General features: G+C 34.0%; 17 protein-coding genes, 1 other RNA gene and 1 riboswitch. Of the genes, 7 read left to right on the top strand and 11 right to left on the bottom strand.

Annotated features, from left to right (window positions below):
- The first annotated feature begins 52 nt into the window (after positions 1–52).
- A complete protein-coding gene (locus tag H4O20_RS02365; protein ID WP_185098160.1) occupies positions 53–1192 on the top strand; it encodes a glycosyltransferase in 1140 nt (379 codons plus the stop codon).
- Here H4O20_RS02365 and H4O20_RS02370 read toward each other — a convergent pair.
- The 3 genes from H4O20_RS02370 to H4O20_RS02380 are packed head-to-tail and all read right to left on the bottom strand — an operon-like array spanning position 1189 to position 4586.
- Complete coding sequence (locus H4O20_RS02370; RefSeq protein WP_185098161.1) at positions 1189–2481, bottom strand: O-antigen translocase; 1293 nt, start codon at positions 2479–2481, stop codon at positions 1189–1191. The two genes, H4O20_RS02365 and H4O20_RS02370, sit on opposite strands and share 4 nt — an antisense overlap.
- Positions 2482–3582, bottom strand: a complete 1101-nt coding sequence (locus tag H4O20_RS02375) for a DegT/DnrJ/EryC1/StrS aminotransferase family protein (RefSeq protein ID WP_185098162.1) — start codon at positions 3580–3582, stop codon at positions 2482–2484.
- Positions 3579–4586 carry a GNAT family N-acetyltransferase gene (locus H4O20_RS02380; protein WP_185098163.1) on the bottom strand — a complete coding sequence of 336 codons (1008 nt, stop codon included), beginning with the start codon at positions 4584–4586 and terminating at the stop codon, positions 3579–3581. Before H4O20_RS02380 ends, H4O20_RS02375 begins: the two co-directional genes overlap by 4 nt.
- Positions 4587–4663: 77 nt before the next feature.
- On the opposite strand from H4O20_RS02380, the gene H4O20_RS02385 reads away from it, so the two are divergent.
- Together H4O20_RS02385 and H4O20_RS02390 are read left to right on the top strand one after the other, a co-directional pair.
- The gene (locus H4O20_RS02385; protein ID WP_185098164.1) at positions 4664–5947 is read left to right on the top strand and encodes a glycosyltransferase family 39 protein; all 1284 of its coding nucleotides are present in this window, start codon (positions 4664–4666) and stop codon (positions 5945–5947) included.
- Positions 5944–7089 carry a glycosyltransferase family 2 protein gene (locus tag H4O20_RS02390; protein WP_185098165.1) on the top strand — a complete coding sequence of 382 codons (1146 nt, stop codon included), beginning with the start codon at positions 5944–5946 and terminating at the stop codon, positions 7087–7089. The genes H4O20_RS02385 and H4O20_RS02390 overlap by 4 nt, the downstream gene beginning before the upstream one ends.
- 48 nt (positions 7090–7137) lie before the next feature.
- Here the strand turns inward: H4O20_RS02390 and H4O20_RS02395 are convergent, their stop codons facing one another.
- Positions 7138–8121: a hypothetical protein gene (locus tag H4O20_RS02395; RefSeq protein WP_185098166.1), complete on the bottom strand. Its 984-nt coding sequence runs from the start codon at positions 8119–8121 to the stop codon at positions 7138–7140.
- A 178-nt stretch (positions 8122–8299) separates the two neighbouring features.
- Positions 8300–10093: a translational GTPase TypA gene (gene typA, locus H4O20_RS02400; protein ID WP_139856254.1), complete on the bottom strand. Its 1794-nt coding sequence runs from the start codon at positions 10091–10093 to the stop codon at positions 8300–8302.
- A gap of 179 nt (positions 10094–10272) precedes the next feature.
- Here typA and kdsA point away from each other — a divergent pair, with 179 nt between their 5' ends.
- The 3 genes from kdsA (at position 10273) to H4O20_RS02415 (ending at position 15858) form a co-directional block, all read left to right on the top strand.
- Positions 10273–11091: a 3-deoxy-8-phosphooctulonate synthase gene (gene kdsA, locus H4O20_RS02405; protein ID WP_139856255.1), complete on the top strand. Its 819-nt coding sequence runs from the start codon at positions 10273–10275 to the stop codon at positions 11089–11091.
- Between the two features lie 851 nt (positions 11092–11942).
- Positions 11943–13862 (top strand): DUF3857 domain-containing protein, encoded by a 1920-nt coding sequence (locus H4O20_RS02410; RefSeq protein WP_185098167.1) that lies wholly within the window; start codon positions 11943–11945, stop codon positions 13860–13862.
- Positions 13863–13887: 25 nt separating this feature from the next.
- Positions 13888–15858: a hypothetical protein gene (locus tag H4O20_RS02415; RefSeq protein WP_185098168.1), complete on the top strand. Its 1971-nt coding sequence runs from the start codon at positions 13888–13890 to the stop codon at positions 15856–15858.
- A 23-nt stretch (positions 15859–15881) separates the two neighbouring features.
- Here the strand turns inward: H4O20_RS02415 and H4O20_RS02420 are convergent, their stop codons facing one another.
- A complete protein-coding gene (locus H4O20_RS02420; RefSeq protein WP_139856258.1) occupies positions 15882–16679 on the bottom strand; it encodes an SDR family oxidoreductase in 798 nt (265 codons plus the stop codon).
- Positions 16680–16713: 34 nt separating this feature from the next.
- Entirely contained in the window at positions 16714–17922 is a 1209-nt protein-coding gene (locus tag H4O20_RS02425) for an NAD(P)-dependent oxidoreductase (RefSeq protein WP_185098176.1), read from the bottom strand.
- A gap of 171 nt (positions 17923–18093) precedes the next feature.
- On the opposite strand from H4O20_RS02425, the gene ssrA reads away from it, so the two are divergent.
- Positions 18094–18492: a transfer-messenger RNA gene (ssrA, locus tag H4O20_RS02430) on the top strand.
- 380 nt (positions 18493–18872) lie between these two features.
- Here the strand turns inward: ssrA and H4O20_RS02435 are convergent.
- From H4O20_RS02435 to H4O20_RS02450, 4 genes are all read right to left on the bottom strand, one after another.
- Positions 18873–19559 carry a Sir2 family NAD-dependent protein deacetylase gene (locus H4O20_RS02435; protein ID WP_139856259.1) on the bottom strand — a complete coding sequence of 229 codons (687 nt, stop codon included), beginning with the start codon at positions 19557–19559 and terminating at the stop codon, positions 18873–18875.
- Positions 19560–19571: 12 nt separating this feature from the next.
- Positions 19572–20348: a hypothetical protein gene (locus tag H4O20_RS02440; protein WP_185098169.1), complete on the bottom strand. Its 777-nt coding sequence runs from the start codon at positions 20346–20348 to the stop codon at positions 19572–19574.
- A 10-nt stretch (positions 20349–20358) separates the two neighbouring features.
- Positions 20359–20727 (bottom strand): hypothetical protein, encoded by a 369-nt coding sequence (locus H4O20_RS02445; RefSeq protein WP_185098170.1) that lies wholly within the window; start codon positions 20725–20727, stop codon positions 20359–20361.
- Between the two features lie 102 nt (positions 20728–20829).
- Positions 20830–21477, bottom strand: a complete 648-nt coding sequence (locus H4O20_RS02450) for a hypothetical protein (RefSeq protein WP_185098171.1) — start codon at positions 21475–21477, stop codon at positions 20830–20832.
- Positions 21478–21528: 51 nt separating this feature from the next.
- Positions 21529–21624: riboswitch (SAM-I-IV-variant riboswitch) on the bottom strand.
- Between the last annotated feature and the right edge of the window lie 170 nt (positions 21625–21794).

Raw genomic sequence — 21794 nt, forward strand, 5'->3', positions numbered from 1 at the left:
ATCGAAGTTGAAATCGAAATCGAAATAATAAAATAGAGAATATTACATACCGATGAAAGTTTTATTAATAGGTGAATATAGCCGACTGCACAATTCATTAAAAAAAGGATTAGAGGTTTTAGGACACGAAGTAACGCTTGTGGGTACTGGCGATATGTTTAAAAAATTTCCTGTAGATGAAAGCATTAGAGCAGAATGGCTAAGTGATAAAACTTTCCCTTTATTGTTTAGAAAAATATGGTTACGTCTCTTTAAAAAAGATCCCGCACAATGGGAAATAGGCTATCGTTTTAAAAAATTACTGCCGAAACTTAAAGATTATGATGTTGTTCAACTCATAAATTCGCATAGTATTGGCACCTATCCTGAATCTGAAATAAAGCTTCTAAAAACACTATTTGCACAGAATGGAAAGGTGTTTTTAATGGGTTGTGGCGATGATTATCCGGTTATAAATTCATATCTAGAAGGCAGTATGCGCTACCATATGCTTACGCCCTATTTAGAGCCAAATTCAAAAATGAAGGCAGATTTTGCCTTAAAATACCTTACCGAACCCTACAAAGAACTGTTTCACTTTGTATATAAAAATGCAAAAGCTGTTATCCCAAGCGATATGGATTATGTGATTCCCTGGCGAGGTTGGGACAAGGTTGCAGCACTTATTCCGAATCCAATTATAATTTCAGAAGAATATACTCCCATTAAAATTGAAAACAGAAAAATTAGAATCCTGTTTGGAATAAACACAATGAACTATGAGAAGAAGGGATATCGATTTTTTGATGAAGCATTAGATATAATCGAAGAGAAATATCCTGATCTAGTTGAAATTAAACGCTCCAAAAACTTGCCGTTTAGCCAATATGTAAAAGAATTAGAGCATTGTGATATTTTAATGGACAATGTTTACGCTTACGATCAGGGTTATAATGCCCTGGAAGCTATGTCTCGTGGTAAAGTAGTGTTTGGAGGAGCCGAAAAAGAATTTATGGAGCATTTTAAGCTTAAGGAAAGAGTAGCCATAAATGCACTACCCGATGCTAAAAAAATTGCTGAAGAACTTGAATATCTAGTTTTAAATCCTGACAAAATTGAAAGCATTGGGTTTAATGCAAGGAAGTTTATTGAAAAAGAACACAACTATATAATAGTTGCTGAAAAATATCTCGATGTTTGGAAATCTACTTAAACCTCAGCTTTTATTTTATTTTTTCTGAAATAACGTATTATTAAAAATAAAACTACCAAAAAGTAAATTACATATCTAAAGAAGTGTGCCATAACAATCCCCTCCATTCCATAACTATTAACCAAATAATTGGCAAATCCATAAAACAAAGCAATGGAGAGTATTTCAGTGAATACATAGTTTATTACTAGTTTTTTAGCCAAAAATTGATGTGCCAAAACCAAAGAAGCTAACCGAACAAAATCACCCATCAATTGCCATTTAAAAAGTTCGGCCATTTCGACTTGCCCCGGGTAAATTAACTCTATAATTATATTTCTAAATAAAAAAACCAATACCATCCCTCCTGCAAAAAGAGGCAGAAGCACTTTATAAATAGACAGCACTTCTTTTTTAAAATTTTCGGCACTGTGAATTCCAGCAAATTTCGGAATTACGTACAGGGTAAAAATTGAAGCTGAAAAAACCATGTAATTATTGGAAATAAAAGTCATATTAGTCCAGATACCAGACTCCCGTCCCGAAATTTTATCTTCCAGCATGGCGCGAATATCAATATCTACTAGAGGGATTAGAACTGACGAAACAAAAGACATTAAGGTAAAAGCCAAGAGTGCTCTTGCCATGGGAGCTTTTATTCTCAAGCTTTTAAACTGAATATATTCCCTGAGAACCTTAATAAAAAAAAACAACATTACCGAAACCTGAATAACAGGAGTAATTATAATTGACACTAAAACCCCCTCTAGATTGAACTGAAAGAGAAAAAAAACTGTTAAAATTGTACTTAACAGATAGCTAAACAATTCAATTTTAGCAAATTTCTTATATTCGGAAAGACCGTTGATTATACCATTAAAGATTCTTTGAACAGCTATAAATGGAACGATTACAGCAATTAATTTCACTAAAAATGAAAACTCTGTAGTTGAAAATAAATACGTGCTTATTTCTGAAGAAAACAATAACAGTACTGTACTTGTTGTCGAAACACCTATAATTAAAAATACAAAAACCGTAGAAAATAAACGTTGTAACTTTATTTCCTCATTTTTATATACTGCAATGTATTTTACAATTCCATTAAATGTCCCTAATGAAGTAACCGAAGTTAAAAGCTGCGAGAAACTTCTGAGTTGCCCTATTTTGTACTGCCCGACAGGCCCAACATACTCGGTCAATAATCGTTGGATGATAGCAGAAACAACCAATCTAATAAAGATCACCCCTGCATTCAAAGAGGTCATCTTCAACAATAAATTCCTCTTTATAAAACCTGGAATCTTCAACTAGTATGCGTTTAAAGTTTTTATAATCTTTTCCACATCAGCATCAGTCATTATCGGACTTATTGGAATACTTATCACTTCGTCATGAATCTTTTCAGTATTTGGAAAACTCAAATGTGAATATTCTGAAAGGGCTTCTTGCTTATGGGGTGGAATTGGGTAATGTATTAAATGACCAATTCCATTTCTATCCAAGTAATCTATAAATCCGTTTCTATTATCAACGCGAACAACAAACAAGTGAAAAATATGACTATCACTTCCGTCGTATTTTGGAAGGACTATCTTTTTATTGCTAATTTCAGCTGTATATTTTTTCGCAATCGTTCTTCTGCGTTCATTATCATCGTCTAAGTAAGGTAACTTACAATTCAAAAAAGCGGCTTGAAGCTCGTCAAGTCGAGAATTGAACCCTGAAATTTCATTTACATATTTAGTGGTAGCGCCATAATTACGAAGTTTAGTAATTACTTCGGCTAAGGCATCGTCGTTCGTGGTAACCGCTCCCCCATCGCCTAAAGCGCCAAGATTTTTGGTTGGGTAAAAACTAAACCCCGCAGCATCCCCAAGATTCCCAGCTCGCTTTCCATTATTTGCTATTGCCCCATGGGCTTGGGCAGCATCTTCAATCACCAAAAGATTGTTTTCTTTAGCAATCGTTAAAATTTCATCTATAGCTGAAATCTGCCCGTAAAGATGCACAGGCATAATTGCTTTTGTGGTACCTGAAATTGAATTTTGTAAGGAAATTAAATCAAAATTGTAAGTGTCTAAATCTGCTTCTACAAGTACAGGTTTTAATCCCGCTTGCTTAATGGCGAGTATCGTGGCTATATATGTATTGGAGGCTACTAGCACCTCATCGTTCTCTTTTAGCTTCCCAAGAACCTTGTACCCTTCTAAAATCAATCGTAAGGCATCCAATCCATTTCCTACACCCACACAATGATTTGTACCACAATAGCGCGCAAAATTGGCTTCAAAGAGCTTTACTTGGCTTCCCAAAATATAATAGCCTGAATCTAAAAACTTTTGAAAGCTATTCTGAAAGGCTGTTTCAAAGCGTTGATTTATACTTTTTAAATCTAGAAATGGAATCATACAAAAATGGATTCTAAGTTTTTATAGTTTGAAGTTTTCACTTTATAAAAAGATTGCGCGATACTTCTACCGCCAAAACATTCTTTCCAATAAAGTAAACCTTCGTTAATATTTTTTCCTTGATTTTCGTTGGAAGCTCCAAAGTCAAAATACAACTTTTTAGCAAAGCGCTCTCGCAACAAGTATTCAAATAAAAAATCCAGAGTGCCCAGTTGTTGTTTATCCTGATTAGCCGAAATATATTGCGCGTGTGCAACTGTATCTGTTTCAAAGATAGTTGCGCCGCCAACAATTACAGTATCTTTATAAACATTAAATTGCTTAATGTTTTTAGGAAAAGAATTAGCTAATAATTTAATTTCCGCCAAACTATGAACAGGCGAAGCTCCGTGTTTCAGTGAGAGGTTTGGAGTAAGAATTTGATTCCAAAACCCTTCAAAATCATCAGTCTCTTCAATTTTAAGGTTTTGGTTAATTCCTTTTTTAACCCCTTCCATTCTATTAGACGCAATTTTAATCGGGTTTCTATTATCAATTACACAAAGTAAATCTACGCGATAAGGCTTTGCTTCCACAATATTAAACAACCAATCTAATTCGTCTGAAGGCACCCGATGATATATTCTAGGCGTTTGCTTTATGACAACCTCAACAATCTCCGCTTCATACAAATACTTTAAAATACTTTTAAAAATAAGAGCCGTCTCTTTAAACTTAACCGAAGTCTTGAGAATTATCCCGCCGTAACTTAGCCCTTGATGTGAGTAAACTTTGTTTTCTATCACATTGGCAGGGAATACGCCTACTACTTTGTTTTTCTTGTAAACAATAAGCGAGTAGTCTTCAAAACGATCGGAATGATAGTCCATAAAATCTCTATGGAATAGAAATGTGCCGTTTTTTGAAGACATCACAAAGTTGTTCCACAAAGCTTTATCTTCAGGCGCATATTTTTTTACGGTAAAAGTACTAGTGTCCAATGATTTTGCTTTTAAAAATGACATTTTACATTATCCTGTAAAACTAAAATTTATTTTTAGTTTTACAGTTCTATAAATAATATATTAAAACCTCCAATTAATTGAAATATTCTTTAAAGTTTACAAAAGTTTCAAAAAAGGATATTTTATGGCTATTACTATATATTGGCGTTTTTATATATTTTGTTTTTCAACCTCCAATATATTCGCCAGACACTGGAAGCTATTGGCATCTGGATGTATTTCGATACCCCATCTACCCGCTGTTTTTAAGAGGATTCGAATTTATTTTTGGCAATAATTATTGGACTGCCGTTGTGGCTTTTCAATTACTATTCGTTTTAGGTTCTATTCAAGTTTTCTTTAAAAACATTTCAAATTTACTGAAACTAAACTTTGTATTGGAGTTGCTATTATTTGCAATACTATTATTTCCGATATTTCCTCCCTTACTTACCGCAAACAACTTAGCTTCCGAAGGACTTTCGTACCCGCTATATTTATTATTAATATCCTTCGCAATAGACTTTCTATTTAGAGAGAAGACAAAAAGAATTTATTTTTTTTCAGCCGTCTTTATTGCTTTAGCACTAACTCGTGGGCAGTTTGTAATTATCGTTCCAATTATTGTTTTCCTCTTACTTCTGAAACACAAGAAAAACATTTTCAGAAAATCGCATTTAAAATATTTGCTGTTGCTTATCCTACTACCTATAATAACCAACACCCTAGACGCCACTTATAGAAAAGCAGTTCATAAACACTTTATTACTACACCCTTTACTTTTACAAATGCTCTTACGCTTCCTCTGTATATTTCAGAGAAAAAAGACAGTTCACTTTTTGAAAACCCAGCCCATAAAGCTATCTTTCTTAAAACGTATAAACGCATTGATAGTTTAGGGTTATTGAGCACCAAAGTTAAAGGGGGTTATAGCCAAAAATATCAAGTTTTTCACGATAACTTTCCTTATATATGCAATCAAAGTTTTCACAATATAGGGAGGGAATATTACAAAGATGAAAACGATCCCTTTAAAAGCGCTATAGATACAGAAATTGCTGCGAAACAAATGTTTCCGGTACTCTTAAAAGCACATTTTATAGATTATATTTCGCTTTATTACACCAGTGTAATGAACGGCTTTTATTCGGTATTTATTTTTATTTTCTTTGTTATTATCTGTATTTACAGCGGCTTAAAATGTTTGAAAAAATTTAATTTAGAAAACGGTTTACTGTTTTTTGGAAGTCTTTTAATATTATCTAATGCATTAATTGTAGCTGTGGCAGTTCATACAATTATGAGGTATGTATTCTATAATTTTGCAATGGCATTTATTATTATAGTATTACTCTCTAAAAAATTAACCTACACAAGATGAATATAGAACTAAGCATAGTAATGCCGTGTCTGAACGAAGCTGAAACACTTGCAGTTTGTATAAATAAAGCGCAATCATTTTTTGAACGCGAAAATATTAATGGGGAAGTAATTATTGCGGATAATGGCAGTACCGATGGTTCTCAAAAAATTGCAACCGAACTAAACGCAACGGTGGTTAATGTGCCTCAAAAAGGGTATGGAAGCGCCTTACGCGGAGGCATTGAAGCTGCAAATGGAAAGTATGTAATTATGGGTGATGCTGATGACAGTTACGACTTTAGCAACCTAATGCCTTATGTGATTAAACTTCGTGAAGGGTATGATTTAGTAATGGGTAACCGTTTTAAAGGTGGTATTAAAAAAGGGGCTATGCCTTTTCTTCATAAATACTTAGGGAATCCTGTGCTCTCATTTATTGGAAGGCTATTCTTTAAAAGTAAAATTGGAGATTTTCATTGTGGTCTGCGTGGGTTTAGTAAAGAAGCCTATTACAAAATGGAGCTTAAAACTACGGGAATGGAGTTTGCCAGTGAAATGATTGTAAAATCCAGCCTTAAAGACTTAAAAATTACTGAGGTTAACACCGTTCTCTCTCCAGATGGACGCTCCCGCCCTCCACATTTAAATACTTGGCGAGATGGATGGAGACATTTACGGTTTTTAGTGCTTTACAGTCCTAATTGGCTCTTTTTAATCCCAGGATTATTACTTTTTATCTTTGGGATTATAACTTCTAGCTTTTTACTGTTTGGAACGGTAAGTATAGGCTCAGTAAATTTTGGAGTTCATACACTTCTCTTCACTTCAGGTTTTATATTGATTGGCTTTCAATTTATTCTTTTTTATGGCCTTACTAAAGTGTTTACTGTAGAAAATGAATTGCTCCCAAAATCGAATAAATATGATAAACTCTTTAAATTAATCAATTTAGAGAAAGGGTTGATTGTTGGGGCTATACTAGTGATAATTGGCATAATACTAAGCTTTTCTGCCTATTTTGATTGGCAAGCAATAAATTTTGGAGATATAGAAAACACTTCTACCCTTCGAAGCGTTATCCCCGCAATTACCCTAATGCTATTAGGCGTGCAAGTGATTTTGTTTAGCTTATTTTTCAGCATCCTAGGATTAAAAAAATAATAGCTTTTCTTAAATGCTTGTTGTAATAATTTAAATACTCAAGAGCTTCTAAAAAGGTAAAGTAATAGTTTCTGGTTTGATGAAATCTTTAGAATACGGATTTTCTAAAAAACTTAGCGGTGGTTTCTGAAACCTGAGAATATCTTCTCGCTCTATACCATAAACACTCCAATAATTAGAAAGCAACTGTGCAAAAATGTTTTCATCCCAAAATCCAAAAATTGGTTTTTCGGCAGTACCTTCTATTGGAAGCGCTTCAATAGTAATCCCATTTTCGCCGCTTTCAATATTAAACTCAGGTTTGTACTGTAGAATATAGTCGGAATAGTGGAAACGTGCATATAACTCTTCAAATTGAATAGGATGCAATACGTTTCCTTTCATTTTATCTAGAATATCTTTTTGACTTTCACCAATGATACCAGCGTCTTGCAAACAAGCAATAAATCCGAAGCCATTTACACCAAACGAGAACATCAGGTTAATGGCATCATCGCGATAGCTAAAAATATCTGCTGAATATTTAAGCGGGAAAATTGCAATACTCCAAGGCTTTTTTCCAACAAATGAAACAGGCTCGATAATAGATTGAAGCATTAAGTGAAATTGTCCAAAGTGTTCTCTTAGGGCTAGCGAGAGTTTAAAATCTTCGCCTAAGCGTAATAGCCTATCCCTTTCATATAGCATTTCGTAATAAAGCAGGCCATACACCATTCTACCCGACCATTGGAAAATAAGCTCCTCGTCGAGCGCTGCCATTCCTTCATAGCCATCTTTGTATGCTTCTTGAATTTTAAGGTCTAATTCATCAAAAGCTTTTTTCACTTTAGGTGAACACGGTAATTCCAAATCGGCATACGTATAAGACTTGGTTTTATCCATCATCTCAATCTTTTCATCTCCAAACTTAAAATGATCCATTAACCACTGAGGGAAAACCGACATTTTTTCATTTGTTAAATCTCCTGTAAGAAAACAAAAGTGTTCGTCAAAAATTAATTCTAAGTAAGGATTAAAAAGCATTTCGGCCATAAAAGTTCGGGAATTAATCTTAAGATATTTTTTTTTGCAAATATAGCCATTAGCTTACATTAGGTCTGATGCATTTGCAAAAAGATTGTTCCAAAAAAAAAGACGTAAGACTTGAGTTTAGTTTAAAAACTAAAATCAATTGTCTTACGTCCTCTATAAAAAGGTTATTTACCTTTAATTATATTTTGTTTCTCTTACGATCAACCTCTTTTAAGTGAATTTTACGAATTCTCAAGTGGTTTGGAGTAACCTCAACGTATTCATCTTTTTGAATGTACTCTAAAGCTTCTTCTAATGAAAACTTAATTGCAGGAACAATCTTCGCTTTATCATCAGCTCCAGAAGAACGTACGTTCGAAAGTTTTTTAGTTTTAGTGATGTTAACTGTCATATCATCTTGACGAGAGTTTTCACCAATTACCTGCCCTTCGTAAATATCTTCACCTGGATCTACAAAAAACTTACCTCTATCTTGTAACTTATCTATAGAATAAGGGATAGCTGTTCCTGTTTCCATAGAAACTAAAGATCCGTTTTGTCTTTCGGGAATTCCACCTTTTAACGGTTGATATTCTAGAAAACGGTGCGTCATAATTGCTTCACCTGCTGTTGCTGTAAGTAATTGGTTACGCAAACCAATAATACCACGAGATGGAATTACGAATTTACAAACCATACGGTCTCCTTTTCCTTCCATACTCAACATTTCCCCTTTACGAATGGTAACCATATTAATAGCGGTTCCACTTACGGTTTCAGGTAAATCGATAGTCATTTCTTCAACTGGCTCACATTTTACACCGTCAATTTCCTTAACGATAACTTGTGGTTGTCCAATTTGAAGTTCATAACCTTCACGACGCATTGTTTCAATTAAAACTGAAAGGTGCAAAACGCCACGGCCAAAAACCATAAATTTATCTGCACTATCCGTCGGCAGCATACGCAACGCAAGGTTTTTCTCTAATTCTTTTTCAAGTCTTTCCTTAATGTGGCGCGATGTAACGAATTTTCCATCTTTTCCAAAGAAAGGTGAATCGTTAATAGTGAAAAGCATACTCATTGTAGGCTCATCAATCGCTATTGTTTGTAGTGCTTCAGGATTTTCCGCATCGGCAATAGTATCACCAATTTCGAAACCTTCAAGACCTACTAAAGCACAGATATCTCCAGGTTGTACTTCCGTAACTTTCTTACGGCCCATCCCCTCAAAAGTGTGGATTTCTTTAATTTTTGACTTTACAATTGAGCCATCTCGCTTCACTAAGGCTACTTGTAAACCTTCTTTCAATACACCTCTTTGTAAACGACCAATTGCGATTCTTCCTGTGAATGAAGAAAAGTCTAAAGATGTAATCAACATTTGTAGCGATCCCTCTTCAGCTTTAAAAGAAGGTACGTGTTCTAAAACCATATCTAATAATGGTTCAAGAGAATCGGTTGGTTTTTGCCAATCTGTACTCATCCAGTTCTGTTTTGCCGAACCATATACAGTAGGGAAATCAAGTTGCCATTCTTCGGCACCTAATTCGAACATTAGGTCGAAAATAGATTCGTGTACCTCATCTGGAGTACAGTTATCTTTATCTACTTTATTTACAACCACACAAGGCTTTAAACCTAGATCGATAGCTTTTTGTAATACAAATCGAGTTTGTGGCATTGGACCTTCAAAAGCATCTACTAAAAGTAATACTCCGTCGGCCATATTCAATACTCTTTCTACTTCACCACCAAAATCGGCGTGACCAGGAGTATCGATAATATTTATTTTTGTGTCTTTATAAACTACAGAAACGTTTTTTGATGTAATAGTAATTCCTCTTTCACGTTCAAGGTCGTTGTTATCTAAGATAAGCTCACCAGACTGTTCGTTTTCACGGAAAAGACTACAGTGGTGCATAATTTTATCAACCAGGGTAGTTTTACCGTGGTCAACGTGGGCAATAATGGCGATGTTTTTAATTTTCATAAACTTCCTCCTTTTTTTTGGAGGGTGCAAAAGTAGTGTTTATAAGTGGATTAGAAACAAAAGTTAACATTTTATTTTTATTTGAGCAAACAAGTTAATTTTCAATTATTAACATCAAATAATATATGCAATATATCAGAAGTGTAAAATAACTATCTTTACAGTGTTAAAAATAAAATATGAAACTTGAATTAATCCCCCATATAAAACACCTCAATTCTAACAACTTTTTCCTACTTGCAGGACCTTGTGCTATTGAAGGTGAAGAAATGGCAATGCAGATTGCCGAAAAAATTGTAAAAATTACCGACAAGCTTGAAATCCCTTTCATCTTTAAGGGAAGTTTTAAAAAAGCAAACCGAAGTAGGATTGATAGCTTCACAGGAATTGGCGACGAAAAAGCATTGAAGATTCTTAAAAAAGTATCCAACACTTTTAATGTACCAACAGTTACCGATATTCACGAAGTAAGTGATGCAGCAATGGCTGCGGAATATGTTGATGTATTGCAAATCCCTGCATTTTTGGTTCGTCAAACAGACTTAGTTGTGGCTGCTGCTAATACAGGAAAAGTTGTGAATTTGAAGAAAGGACAATTTATGAGTCCTGAGAGCATGAAGCACGCGGTTACTAAAGTTACCGACTCCAATAACGAGCAAGTAATTATTACCGACCGCGGAACGATGTTTGGTTATCAGGATATGATTGTGGACTTTAGAGGAATTCCTACTATGAAACAATACGCGCCAGTAGTTTTAGATGTGACTCACAGTTTACAACAACCAAATCAATCGGCTGGAGTTACAGGTGGACGCCCAGAAATGATTTCTACAATCGCAAAGGCTGGAATTGCAACTGGCGTAGATGGAATATTTATTGAAACCCACTTCGACCCTGCAAATGCAAAAAGCGATGGTGCCAATATGTTAAATCTAAATTTGCTTGAAAAATTACTATCAGATCTTGTAGCGATTAGAAAAACAATTAACCAACTATAACTGTAATCCTATTTAAGAATAAGGATTAGCTGCAGAAGCTATATATAATTTATAAATAAAATAAAGCGCCCTACCATCTCCTCAAATTGGTAGGGCACTTTTGGCTAAAAATCTTTATAAAAAAGACTCTTACATTTTATATCCAATTCTACGTAACAATTAAGCTATAAGAATTTAGATATGATACTTAATAACTCCCCAATTAAATAAGTATTCAAATATCAGTTTAATTACACATACAAAACAAGAGGTAAATCCCCCTAAATTTCCAATTAACCCCTGATTTTCAATATTTTAATGAAAAAATATACAAAGAGGTCCCTGCTTCACTCGGTCGATATAAACAAGAAGAAAGATATTTGGTCGATTCACTCGAATATTATTGTTCCTGACCTACTTTCATTGAGCAACAAAACATTCCTTTAAAATCAAACGCGAAGTTTTTAAAATAAAAAAGGCTGTCTATTAAAGACAACCTTTTTTTAGAATACTACATATTAACTCCCCAATTAATGTCTAGTGGTACAAAGGTGCTTCATTTGTAATCATCTTACAAGGGGGAAATCCCCCTATTTTTAAAAAAATGAGAATTTTTTATACTAAATAAACAAAAAGGAACATAAGCCATTAATCTTAAGAAGCTTAAAACTACGTATTACTTTGTCTAAAACACTTTTAGAGATTTAATTGTTAGAGTAAAATATTTTTTTGGATAGTACCTTTTTCCCTTAAAACCACTGAAAAAGTTTTTTAGCGGTAATAAATATTTTATTTTGCGAAGGATATCTGTTATTAGTTTTATGAATTCTGAAAGGGTCTTTTTTCTAGTTTTACTTCTAAGCTTTTATTCCTTGCATGCTCAAAGTCCACGTTACAAAAAATTTGGAGAACCCACTAGTCATGATTTTGCAATAAATAAATATAATCCTGAACCTGATTCTCCAGGTGTGATTTTATATGAATCGGGAAACTATTACGCTAAGTCTGTTGGAATTGGTATTTATCTTGTTAAAGAAGTTTATAGAAAGATTAAAGTTTTAAATGCTAAAAAGTTTAATTATACAGATGTAACTATTTCTTATTATGAAGGAAATGGCAGGTATAAAGAAGAAGTATTAGAATATGAAGCTATAACTCACAATGGCACCGACCAAAGCCATGTTCCCGAAAGTGCATTCTTTACTGTAGAGGAGTCTAATACTAGAAAATCATTAAAATTCACCTTTCCAAATGTTCAAGATGGAAGTATTTTAGAATACAAATACACAAAATTAACTCCGTTTTTTTATGACCTAGATGGGTGGGAGTTTCAACATGAACTACCTACAATTTATAGTTTGTTTCAAACAGTAATGCCTGTCAATTTTAAGTATAACCGTATATTATATGGTGATCAGCAATTAGTAATTAACAACACGGCCCTCAAAGAGAATGGTTTTAAGCTTCCAAATGATAAAAGAGTTGATTCTGAAGTTCACTTATTCTCAATGGAGAATGTTCCCTCTTTTAGCGAAGAAGAATATATGCTTGGAAAAAAAAATTACGTTTCAAGAATAGTTTATGAACCAGTATCATTTAAGAGTTTTAATGTTGAATGGAAAAAACAAGTTTTTACCCGAAATTGGAATGATATAGATAAGCTATTTAAAGAGGACGAGGATTTTGGTGATCAACTTGTTCAAAAAAACTATTTTAGAAGAAAATTACCAAAAGATATTTTAAATATTGAAAACGAACTAGAACGGGCTAAAGCTGTATATAGTTTTATTCAAAATGAATACACTTGGAATGGACAGTACTTTAACTATAATGTAAACGTAAAAGAAGCTTTCAAAGATAAATTAGGAAGTGTATCTGCTATAAATTTATCTTTAGTTAATGCTCTCGAAGCCGCAGGTCTTAAAGCTAAACCTGTGTTATTGTCTACACGTAAAAATGGCTTACCCACAAAAGTTTATCCGATACTTTCAAATTTTAACTATGTAATATCGGTACTAATGATAAACGATGAGTTTATATTATTAGACGCTACCAATAAGCAAGCACCTTTCGGTATAATTCCATTTCGCGCTCTTAACATTGACGGTCGGGTAATGGACTTTAACAAAGGCAGTTATTGGATGCCTATAAAACCTTATAATAAAAACATTCTATTTGCACATTCAAAAATTTCGGCCGAGAGCAACGGACATTTTAAAGGAGTAGTAAATCAGGCTAATTATGGCTATATAGGATTTGAAAAACGAAATGCTATTGAAGAAGTAACTCTTCAACAATACATAAAAAATCAAGAAAATAAAAGAGCTGGGATTGAGGTTGAAAACTTTCAAATAGAGGAGCTTAATAATATTGAGAAACCGCTTAAAGAGAACTATGAGGTAACTGTTGAAGCTGAAATAGTAGGCGACAAAGTAATACTTCATCCTTTTTTCAATAAAACCTATATTTCTAAAAACCCATTTAATTTAGATAAGCGAAATTATCCTATAGACTTTGGATTTCCATTTACCAATACCTATCTGGTTTCTATAGATTTAGGTGAAGAATATCAGGTAGAACACCTCCCTTCTAGTAGAAGCATAAAACTTCAAGGTGACGATGGCGAATGTTCTGTAACCTATATAGCTGATGGCAACAAAGTGAATATTCGTTTTAATATGAAATTAAATTCATATCGTTATGCTCCCGAAGCATACCCAGCCCTCAAAGAATTTTTTGGCACTATGGTTACCATGCTTAAAGATGAACCCATAATTTTAAAAAAAATATAATCCAACCATTCCTTATAATACCAATATGCCTTACTTCAAACACAGTATCCTAATTTTATTTTTATTTGTTTTCACTTTTACATTTTCACAAACACGAAAAACTGCGGTATTTGGCGAACCTACTTCCGAAGACTTCGAAATAAACTCGTACCATCAAGATCCTGAAGCAGCTGGAGTTGTTCTTTTTGAAAGCGCTAAGAATTATGTAGAACTAGTGGATAATCAGGTGAAACTAATTAAAGAGGTTCACGTAAAAACAAAAGTGTTTGACATTAGTAAATTCGATCAAGCGACAGTAAGAATACCATTTTACAACAAAAAGAATAACAGTGAGAAGGTCACTAAGATTACCGCGATAACCCATAATGGTGCTGTAAAAACATTTGTAAGTGATAAGGATATTTTTACTACAGATGAAACCCCCAAATGGTCGATTAAAAAATTTACTTTCCCAAACATACAGAACGGTAGTATTTTAGAATATACCTACCGAGTAGAATCTACTTACTTTTCAAATATTCGAGGTTGGAAATTTCAAGGACCACTTCCAAAATTATATGTAGAACTGTATACCGACATTCCTGGTAATTTTAAATACAATAGAACGCTTTACGGAAATCTACCTTTATATATTAATGACGCAATTAAATCTAAAGCCTGCTTCTCTATTGAAGGCTTTGATGTTCACGCCGATTGTGAAAAAGCGACTTACGCTATGATAAATGTACCAGCCGTAAAAGAGGAGAAGTTTATGCTTTCTCCCGACAACTATTTAGCTAGCATGAAATATGAGCTTATTGAATTTGTAGACTTTAACCGAACAGTTCACCGATATACCAATGAATGGAAAGATGTAGATAAACATTTTCAATATGATAAAGATTACGGACGACAACTTAAGCATTCCAAGTTTTTTAAAAATGAACTTCCAGCTTCCCTATTTTCAAAGCAAGATAAGGTGGAAAAGGCAAAAGACATTTACTACTACATTCAAAGCAATATGAATTGGAATGGGCGATATGGGTATTCGGAAGAAGTGCGCGTTAAAGATGCTTTTAATGAAAAATCTGGAAACAGTCATGAGATTAATTTCGCTCTATACAACGCACTTGATGCAGCAGGTCTGAATGTAAATACAATGCTTATTTCTACACGAGATTACGCCCTCCCTACAAAGCAATACCCTGTAATTGCCGATTTTATTTATGCAATTGTAGTCTTAGAAATTCAAGATAACAAGTACTTTCTAGATGCGACAGACAAATTCACACCCTTTGGCGTCTTACCCTTCCGCGCTCTTAGCACAGAAGGGCGTTTAATGGACTTTAACAAAGGTAGTTATTGGGAAAAAATCATTCCTTTTAACAAAAACCTGCATTATGTAAATATGCAACTTACTGCAGACGAATCTGGATTATTCACCGGGAAAGCAAGTCAAGTCTCTACAGGATATGTATCGGTTGTAGAGCGAAAAGAGTACAACGATTACAGAAAAGATATAATCGACAGAAAGAAACAAAGTAGAAATGAAAGCTTGGAAATTTCAGATCTTAAAATTGAAAATGAAAAAGACTTAGACAAGCCGTATAAAGAGACCTTTAAATTAGCGCTTCACGAACAGCCAATAGCAGATAATCTTTTTCTATATCCGTTTTTAATGGAAACATATTTTGGTGAAAATCCTTTTGTGAAAAGAGAAAGAATTTTCCCTATAGATTTTGGTTTTCCCGTAATGAACAATTACTTAATAGCTATAGATGTCAACGATCAGTATAAAATTGAAAAAGTTCCTGCCAATAAGATTTTAAAACTTCCAGAAAATGATGGCGAGTTTTCAGTGGTTTACGATGTTTCAGGGAGTAAAATAAATATCAGACTTAGCGTAAAGCTGAACAATCCAAGTTTTGCTCCAGAAGCTTATAAATCACTACAAGAATTTTTTACTGAACTAATTAAAGTTCAAAACGAAGAGCCTATTCACTTAAAAAGAATTTAACTTTCAATAGTAATAAACCACTATTAATCCCGATTTTTTTCTTGTATTTTACGAATTATTGCTGTTGAAGTACGTCTCGGTAGAAAGCGAGGAAGTCTAGATAGAAACCTATTAATTTTACCTGGAACTGCCACAACTTTTCCCTTGAGCATTGCTTCATAACCATATTTAGCTACCTCTTTAGGACATCCAATATTAAATTTAATTTTATTATTCGATACATCTGCACCATTTGAAACTACTTGTTGAAATGATGTATTGGTTTGTCCAGGACATAAACAAGTAACCGTAACCCCTGAACCCTTTAGCTCATTGGCAATAGCTTCTGAAAAGGAAAGTATATACGCTTTTGATGCATAATACAAAGACATTAAAGGCCCAGGCTGAAATGCTGCAAGAGAGGACATGTTTAAAATTTTCCCCTCACCTCTTTCAAGCATTCCTTTTAAAACTAACTTGGTTAAATGTGTTGTAGTCATCACGTGAAGGTTTAGCATATCCATTTCACGCTGCCAATCGGTATTGCTGAAAGTTCCAAATATTCCAAAACCTGCATTATTGATTAATACGTCTATAGGTTTGCCTTGAGTAGCTTCAAAAATTTGTTCTGCAACATTACTCTTACTCAAGTCCTTTACAATAAGTTGAATTTCTGAAGCGTATTGACTTGCGAGATTTTCTTTAGCTTGTTGCAGTTTGTCAGCATCAATATCTGCTAAAATTAAATCATACCCATCCTTTGCTAATAATAAAGCAAGTTCGTATCCCAAGCCAGAAGCAGCTCCTGTTACAATTCCTATTTTTTTATCTCGTTCAATAATTTAGAATTTTTTTTGCAATTATGTAAATGAGTATCTACTCAACACCATTTACATAATCTTTTAGGTACTCAAAATTTGAAGTAAGTTTTCCGTCGCCGGTTGTCATTTGCGAACGTTTCAAAATACCATCCTTATCGTTATTAAAAAACGCTGGTATTACGTGTTCAAAAAACATTTCGCCAAAACCTTCACTTGCATTTTTAGGTAATTCGCAAGGTAAGTTATCTACAGCCATTACAGCTATAGATCCAGGAGCGCCTAATTTAGTTTCACTTTCGGTTATAGGGTCATATCCATAAAAAGGGTCTGCGATTGTAGAAGCTCGAATTGTACAGGCAACAGGACCATCGATGTCACAAGAAACATCAGCGACAAAGTTGATTTTAAATTCAGGGTTTCTAGCATCTTCTCTAGTAAAAAGATATGGAGCATTATTTCCATAGAAGTGTCCAGAAATAAACATATCGCTCACTTTTGCATATTTCATAAAATCACTTTCATAACCTGAAGGATCTTTATAAAATTCCCTTTTATTGAACTCACCCCCATCTTTACGTTTATTGTATTCAGAAACATCAATCAAACAATAAACAGGCTCATCAAATTCTTTCGTAAGGTAATCTTCATCACTTACTTCACGAATTTTTAAATGGTCTAAAACTCTTTTTGCTCCTTTAGTTACTTTACCTGTTCCTGAAAGAACAATTTTCATATTCGGGATGGTAATTTTATCCAATTCTGCTTTTACAGCTTTTAAATCTGGCAGGTTTTCAACTTTAGGTAAATCGTATAAATTATCGCGTAAACCTAAGCCTCTAATACCATTATAAGCACCAACTAGTCCAGCGTAATAACCAAATCCAATTAATCGCTTATTAGATTTATTTACTATAGTTTCATGATCGAACATTTCTATATTTTTCTCCAACATAGCCTTTAATAGCTTACGATTATACGGCTGCTTTTTAATAGTATGACTGAAGTAGAAATATTTTTTATTAGGAATTAATGCCTCTACGGGAACTTCCTTTACACCCAACATTACATCTGCCTCTGACACATCCTCTAGAACTTCAAATCCTGCATTGCGGTAGGCCTCATCAGAAAAAATACGAACATCTGAAGATTCCACGATAATTCGTGCATCGGGAAACTTTTTTATGACTTCTTGACATTTTTCTGGTGAAAAAACTACGCGACGGTCTGGCGGATTCTTACGTTCTTTTATAATAGCAAAGGTTATTGGCATTTTGGTATATTTTTTGAACAAAAATGAGTATTGGAATTTATAAGAACGCAAATGTAATAGATTTCTTGTATCTTTGCACGTTAGTTAGTAGCTAGATAATAGAGAAAAAGTAGCGTAAACGTTGTTTATTTCTGTTAATTCTCTGAAAATCACTGACAAATAAATGGGGCCGACTGGTTTTGACAGCGGGTCTAATTGTATTGTAAGCATGCCGAGCGCTGGGATATAGCTCGTAAATATCATATTTCACACTTTTTAAACGGCGAGAATAACTACGCCCTAGCTGCATAATCCGAATCATAGTAGGATGTGCCTCGGCCCACAAGGTGGGCAAGCAGGAAGTCACTCAACGGCCTTGGTTTACGGCGGTTGATTTAGTGGCTTCGTAAAAGTAAACCTAGCGATGCTAGTGCTTTGATGGCATCGTGAAGCTCAAGTAAAGATAAGGAGTGCGTTGGTAGTTTTCGACCGGCAATCTCACGAAAATCTAAATGAAAACTAAGCATGTAGAAAGCATTATGGTTGCACGTTTGGACGGGAGTTCGAATCTCCCCGGCTCCACTGATCACTTAGAAAGTCACGCCGATAGGCGTGGTTTTGTTGTTTTATGAAGAAATTGAGCTCGCTCAAAATTTCAGAATAAAATTACAAAGCAAGGACGCAGTCCGTGGTTTTCTATTTGCAGGACTGGTGCCTATGGAGATCACATTTTTTATTGTAACCTCCCCGGCTCCACTGATCACATAGAAAGTCACGCCGATAGGCGTGGTTTTGTTGTTTTATGGAGAAATTGAGCTCGCTCAAAATTTCGGAATAAAATTACAAAGCAAGGACGCAGTCCGTGGTTTTCTATTTGCAGGACTGGTGCCTATGGAGATCACACTTTTTATTGTAATCTTTTCGGTTACACAATAAAAAAACTATTAAAATAAAAGTTCTAATGTTTAAGGCAGATACTCTTCAACCAACAACTTTACTCCAGTTGTAGCTTTCTCCTGTAGTACTAATAAATTTATACCTTTTTCCACATCAGGCTTTATATCAATATAAACTGTTTGAGCATCTACAGGAACAGACAGTAACAATGATCCCGCTGGTTGCACTACCATTGAAGTTCCAACAATAACAAACAAATCTGCCGTTTCAGCTATTGTAATGGCTTTCTCAATTTCAGCAACTTCTTCCCCAAACCATACTATATGTGGTCTTAATTGACCTCCATCGGCTGCCAAATCACCAAGTTGAATATCTTTAGTGTACGGGTAAATATGGTTTTTATCTTTAATACTTCTACATTTGGTCAGTTCACCATGCAAATGCAAAACATTTGTAGAGCCAGCTCTTTCGTGTAGGTTGTCTACATTTTGTGTAATAACAGACACTTCATACCTATCTTCTAATTCAGCAATTAATTTGTGCGCTAAGTTTGGTTGAGCTTTTTCAACCTCTCTTCTTCTTTCATTATAAAAATCCAATACAAGTTGTGGGTTTTTGTTAAACCCTTCTATAGAGGCTACTTCTTCAAGCTTATGGTTAGACCAGAGTCCGTTATTGTCTCTAAATGTAGGAATGCCACTTTCTTTACTAATCCCTGCACCGGTAAAAAATACTATGTGATGTTTGTGCTTCATAAGTTTGGTTTTCTATATAGTTATTACTTTTTGCCCATCTAATTTTATCTTCTTAACAAACGAGAATGATTTACCATCGTAAATAGCACTGTAATCTAAATCCCTTTTTAATAGCTCATCCTGAAGTAGCATTATATCGCTTTGCATTTCAATGCTGAAATGCGTTCGCCCAACGTACGTATTAAACAATTCGATAAGACCCATTTCGTCAAGTTCAATCAGTTTCTTCATATATTTTAATCTAGACTCTGGAATAGCCCCATGTTTCATTTTGATATTTCTTAATACAGATTGCTCTGCCTTCTGTACACCTATTTCTTTCCATACATTAAATTTAACGATTGGAAAATCAACCTCTCGAACCTCCTTCTCAACCTTTTCCTTATACCAGACGAAGTTCCCATCAGCATTTATTAAACTGCCTAACCAAGGAATATTTTTACAAGTAGGGTGAGGCTGATTAAGGTAAGGTGAATATGTATCTCCAGCACCATGTATTAACTCTTCATCAGCAAATACATAATCCCGTTTATTTACAAAACCCAAAGGGCGAAGCCGATTTTCAACAATTTGTATAAGGTTGTAAGGTGGAGAGACCATCTCAGCTACAACTAATAGTTTCCCATTAGTCTGTCCATTTAAATCAAACTTTGTCATAAAATCTTTCAATGTTCCAAACTTCTTGTTGACCGAGGCTACATTTATTATTAGACTTGAAAAGACGATGGGCATCTGGTCGTTATCTAAAAACTCTTGCCTGTTTTCCAATGTATTATTATTATTTCTCATAAATTCAAGTTTATTCCATCAAACAAATTTCATCACATTTAAATGCCCCATACTTTTTATAATACTGGCTTTCTCTATTCCACAATACAATATACTTAGCAAGTGTTTGAATTCTAAAAGAACCTTTACTCGAAATCAAACTAAATCCTTTTCCAGAGAATTTAAATTCTTCATCAAAATACCAAATCTCATAGGGTGATACATTGGTGAAATCTAATAAAGCCACGACATTCTCAGCAGGTAAACATAACAAATAAGGAAATCTATCTTGTGTAATGATTTCTGATACATCAATAAAATCTTTTTCTATAGAAGAGAAAATCACATCAATTGGTTGTGAGATTTTTGAATTGCTTAAATTGACATTAGTGGGATTCATATTATTTATTAATTATAAGTTGTGGAGGTGATAGTTGGTGGTAATCTTTCACCTTAATAATTCTTGTATTTTTTAAGGTTGCTATATATCGTTTAAACTTTCCTACATCCGTAAATGATAAACGTTCGAATTGTTCCTCCTTATTCCTTTGAAAAAGAAACCACCCATTTCTGGTATATCTTCAATTAAATCAAAAGCGAGACAGTCTTTAGGAAGATTTTCGAAGATTAAAGTGAACGAGAAAATTGTCCCAGGCTTAACAAAGCACCAGTTAGGATATACTGCGATATTTTCACTAAAAAGCATTTTAGACTTCCTTGCAGTCTGATGGCATTTTAGGTAAGTGTTATTCCAAATTCGCAATCTTTGAACATCGCGATATGGACCTAAATCGATATGAATAATTACCTGAGATTCCGTATCTGTTTGTGTAGCAAATTTTTTCTTTATCTCCTTGGCGATTTGAATTTTTGGGTCTTCTATTTCTAGGCTTAAATTTGGAATTCCAGAGCCTTCATTAATGTTTAAAATAGTGTCTTTGAAATCATTTGGAGTTTTATTAAACCTCCTAATAATTGCTTTACGAATAGCTATTAAACGTAAAGCTTGTAAATGTACGCCCTCAATATTGGCTGTATGCGCACTTTTGTAATTGTCTATGAGTTCTTCATCAGACAAGTTTTCAAAAACTTCTAAGAAGTTTGAGATATTCAGTTCTCTCTCTCTTCTGCTTGATAAAAGATGTTCCATAATAGATTTAATTAAAAAATTAAACCATTACAAAAAACAAATGAAATGTGTAGGATAACATATTTTTCCTGGACCGGCTCATCGTTTTAGCACCTTCGCCTGTTTGGGCAGGTTGCTGTTTCAATTAAGAAACTCGTAATGATACTGCATAAATACAATTTATTTTTAAATAAGACAAGAATAAATTATGATTTTATCAATAGACAATGAAACCAGTTTCATATAATACACATAGCTATAGCGGCGTATATAAATTTTTTGTGTTTTATTATATACTCAAAACCCAAGATAATAGTTGAGCCAGTTTGAAGTGCCGT

Origin of the sequence: Aequorivita sp. 609, assembly GCF_014212065.1 — a bacterium.
Taxonomy (GTDB): domain Bacteria; phylum Bacteroidota; class Bacteroidia; order Flavobacteriales; family Flavobacteriaceae; genus Aequorivita; species Aequorivita sinensis.

Coding starts and splice junctions, on each gene's coding strand:
- H4O20_RS02365 (WP_185098160.1), top strand. CDS start 53: ATGAAAGTTTTATTAATAGGTGAATATAGCCGACTGCACAATTCATTA.
- H4O20_RS02375 (WP_185098162.1), bottom strand. CDS start 3,582: ATGATTCCATTTCTAGATTTAAAAAGTATAAATCAACGCTTTGAAACA.
- H4O20_RS02380 (WP_185098163.1), bottom strand. CDS start 4,586: ATGTCATTTTTAAAAGCAAAATCATTGGACACTAGTACTTTTACCGTA.
- H4O20_RS02390 (WP_185098165.1), top strand. CDS start 5,944: ATGAATATAGAACTAAGCATAGTAATGCCGTGTCTGAACGAAGCTGAA.
- H4O20_RS02395 (WP_185098166.1), bottom strand. CDS start 8,121: ATGGCCGAAATGCTTTTTAATCCTTACTTAGAATTAATTTTTGACGAA.
- typA (WP_139856254.1), bottom strand. CDS start 10,093: ATGAAAATTAAAAACATCGCCATTATTGCCCACGTTGACCACGGTAAA.
- kdsA (WP_139856255.1), top strand. CDS start 10,273: ATGAAACTTGAATTAATCCCCCATATAAAACACCTCAATTCTAACAAC.
- H4O20_RS02415 (WP_185098168.1), top strand. CDS start 13,888: ATGCCTTACTTCAAACACAGTATCCTAATTTTATTTTTATTTGTTTTC.
- H4O20_RS02435 (WP_139856259.1), bottom strand. CDS start 19,559: ATGAAGCACAAACATCACATAGTATTTTTTACCGGTGCAGGGATTAGT.
- H4O20_RS02440 (WP_185098169.1), bottom strand. CDS start 20,348: ATGAGAAATAATAATAATACATTGGAAAACAGGCAAGAGTTTTTAGAT.
- H4O20_RS02445 (WP_185098170.1), bottom strand. CDS start 20,727: ATGAATCCCACTAATGTCAATTTAAGCAATTCAAAAATCTCACAACCA.
- H4O20_RS02450 (WP_185098171.1), bottom strand. CDS start 21,477: ATGGAACATCTTTTATCAAGCAGAAGAGAGAGAGAACTGAATATCTCA.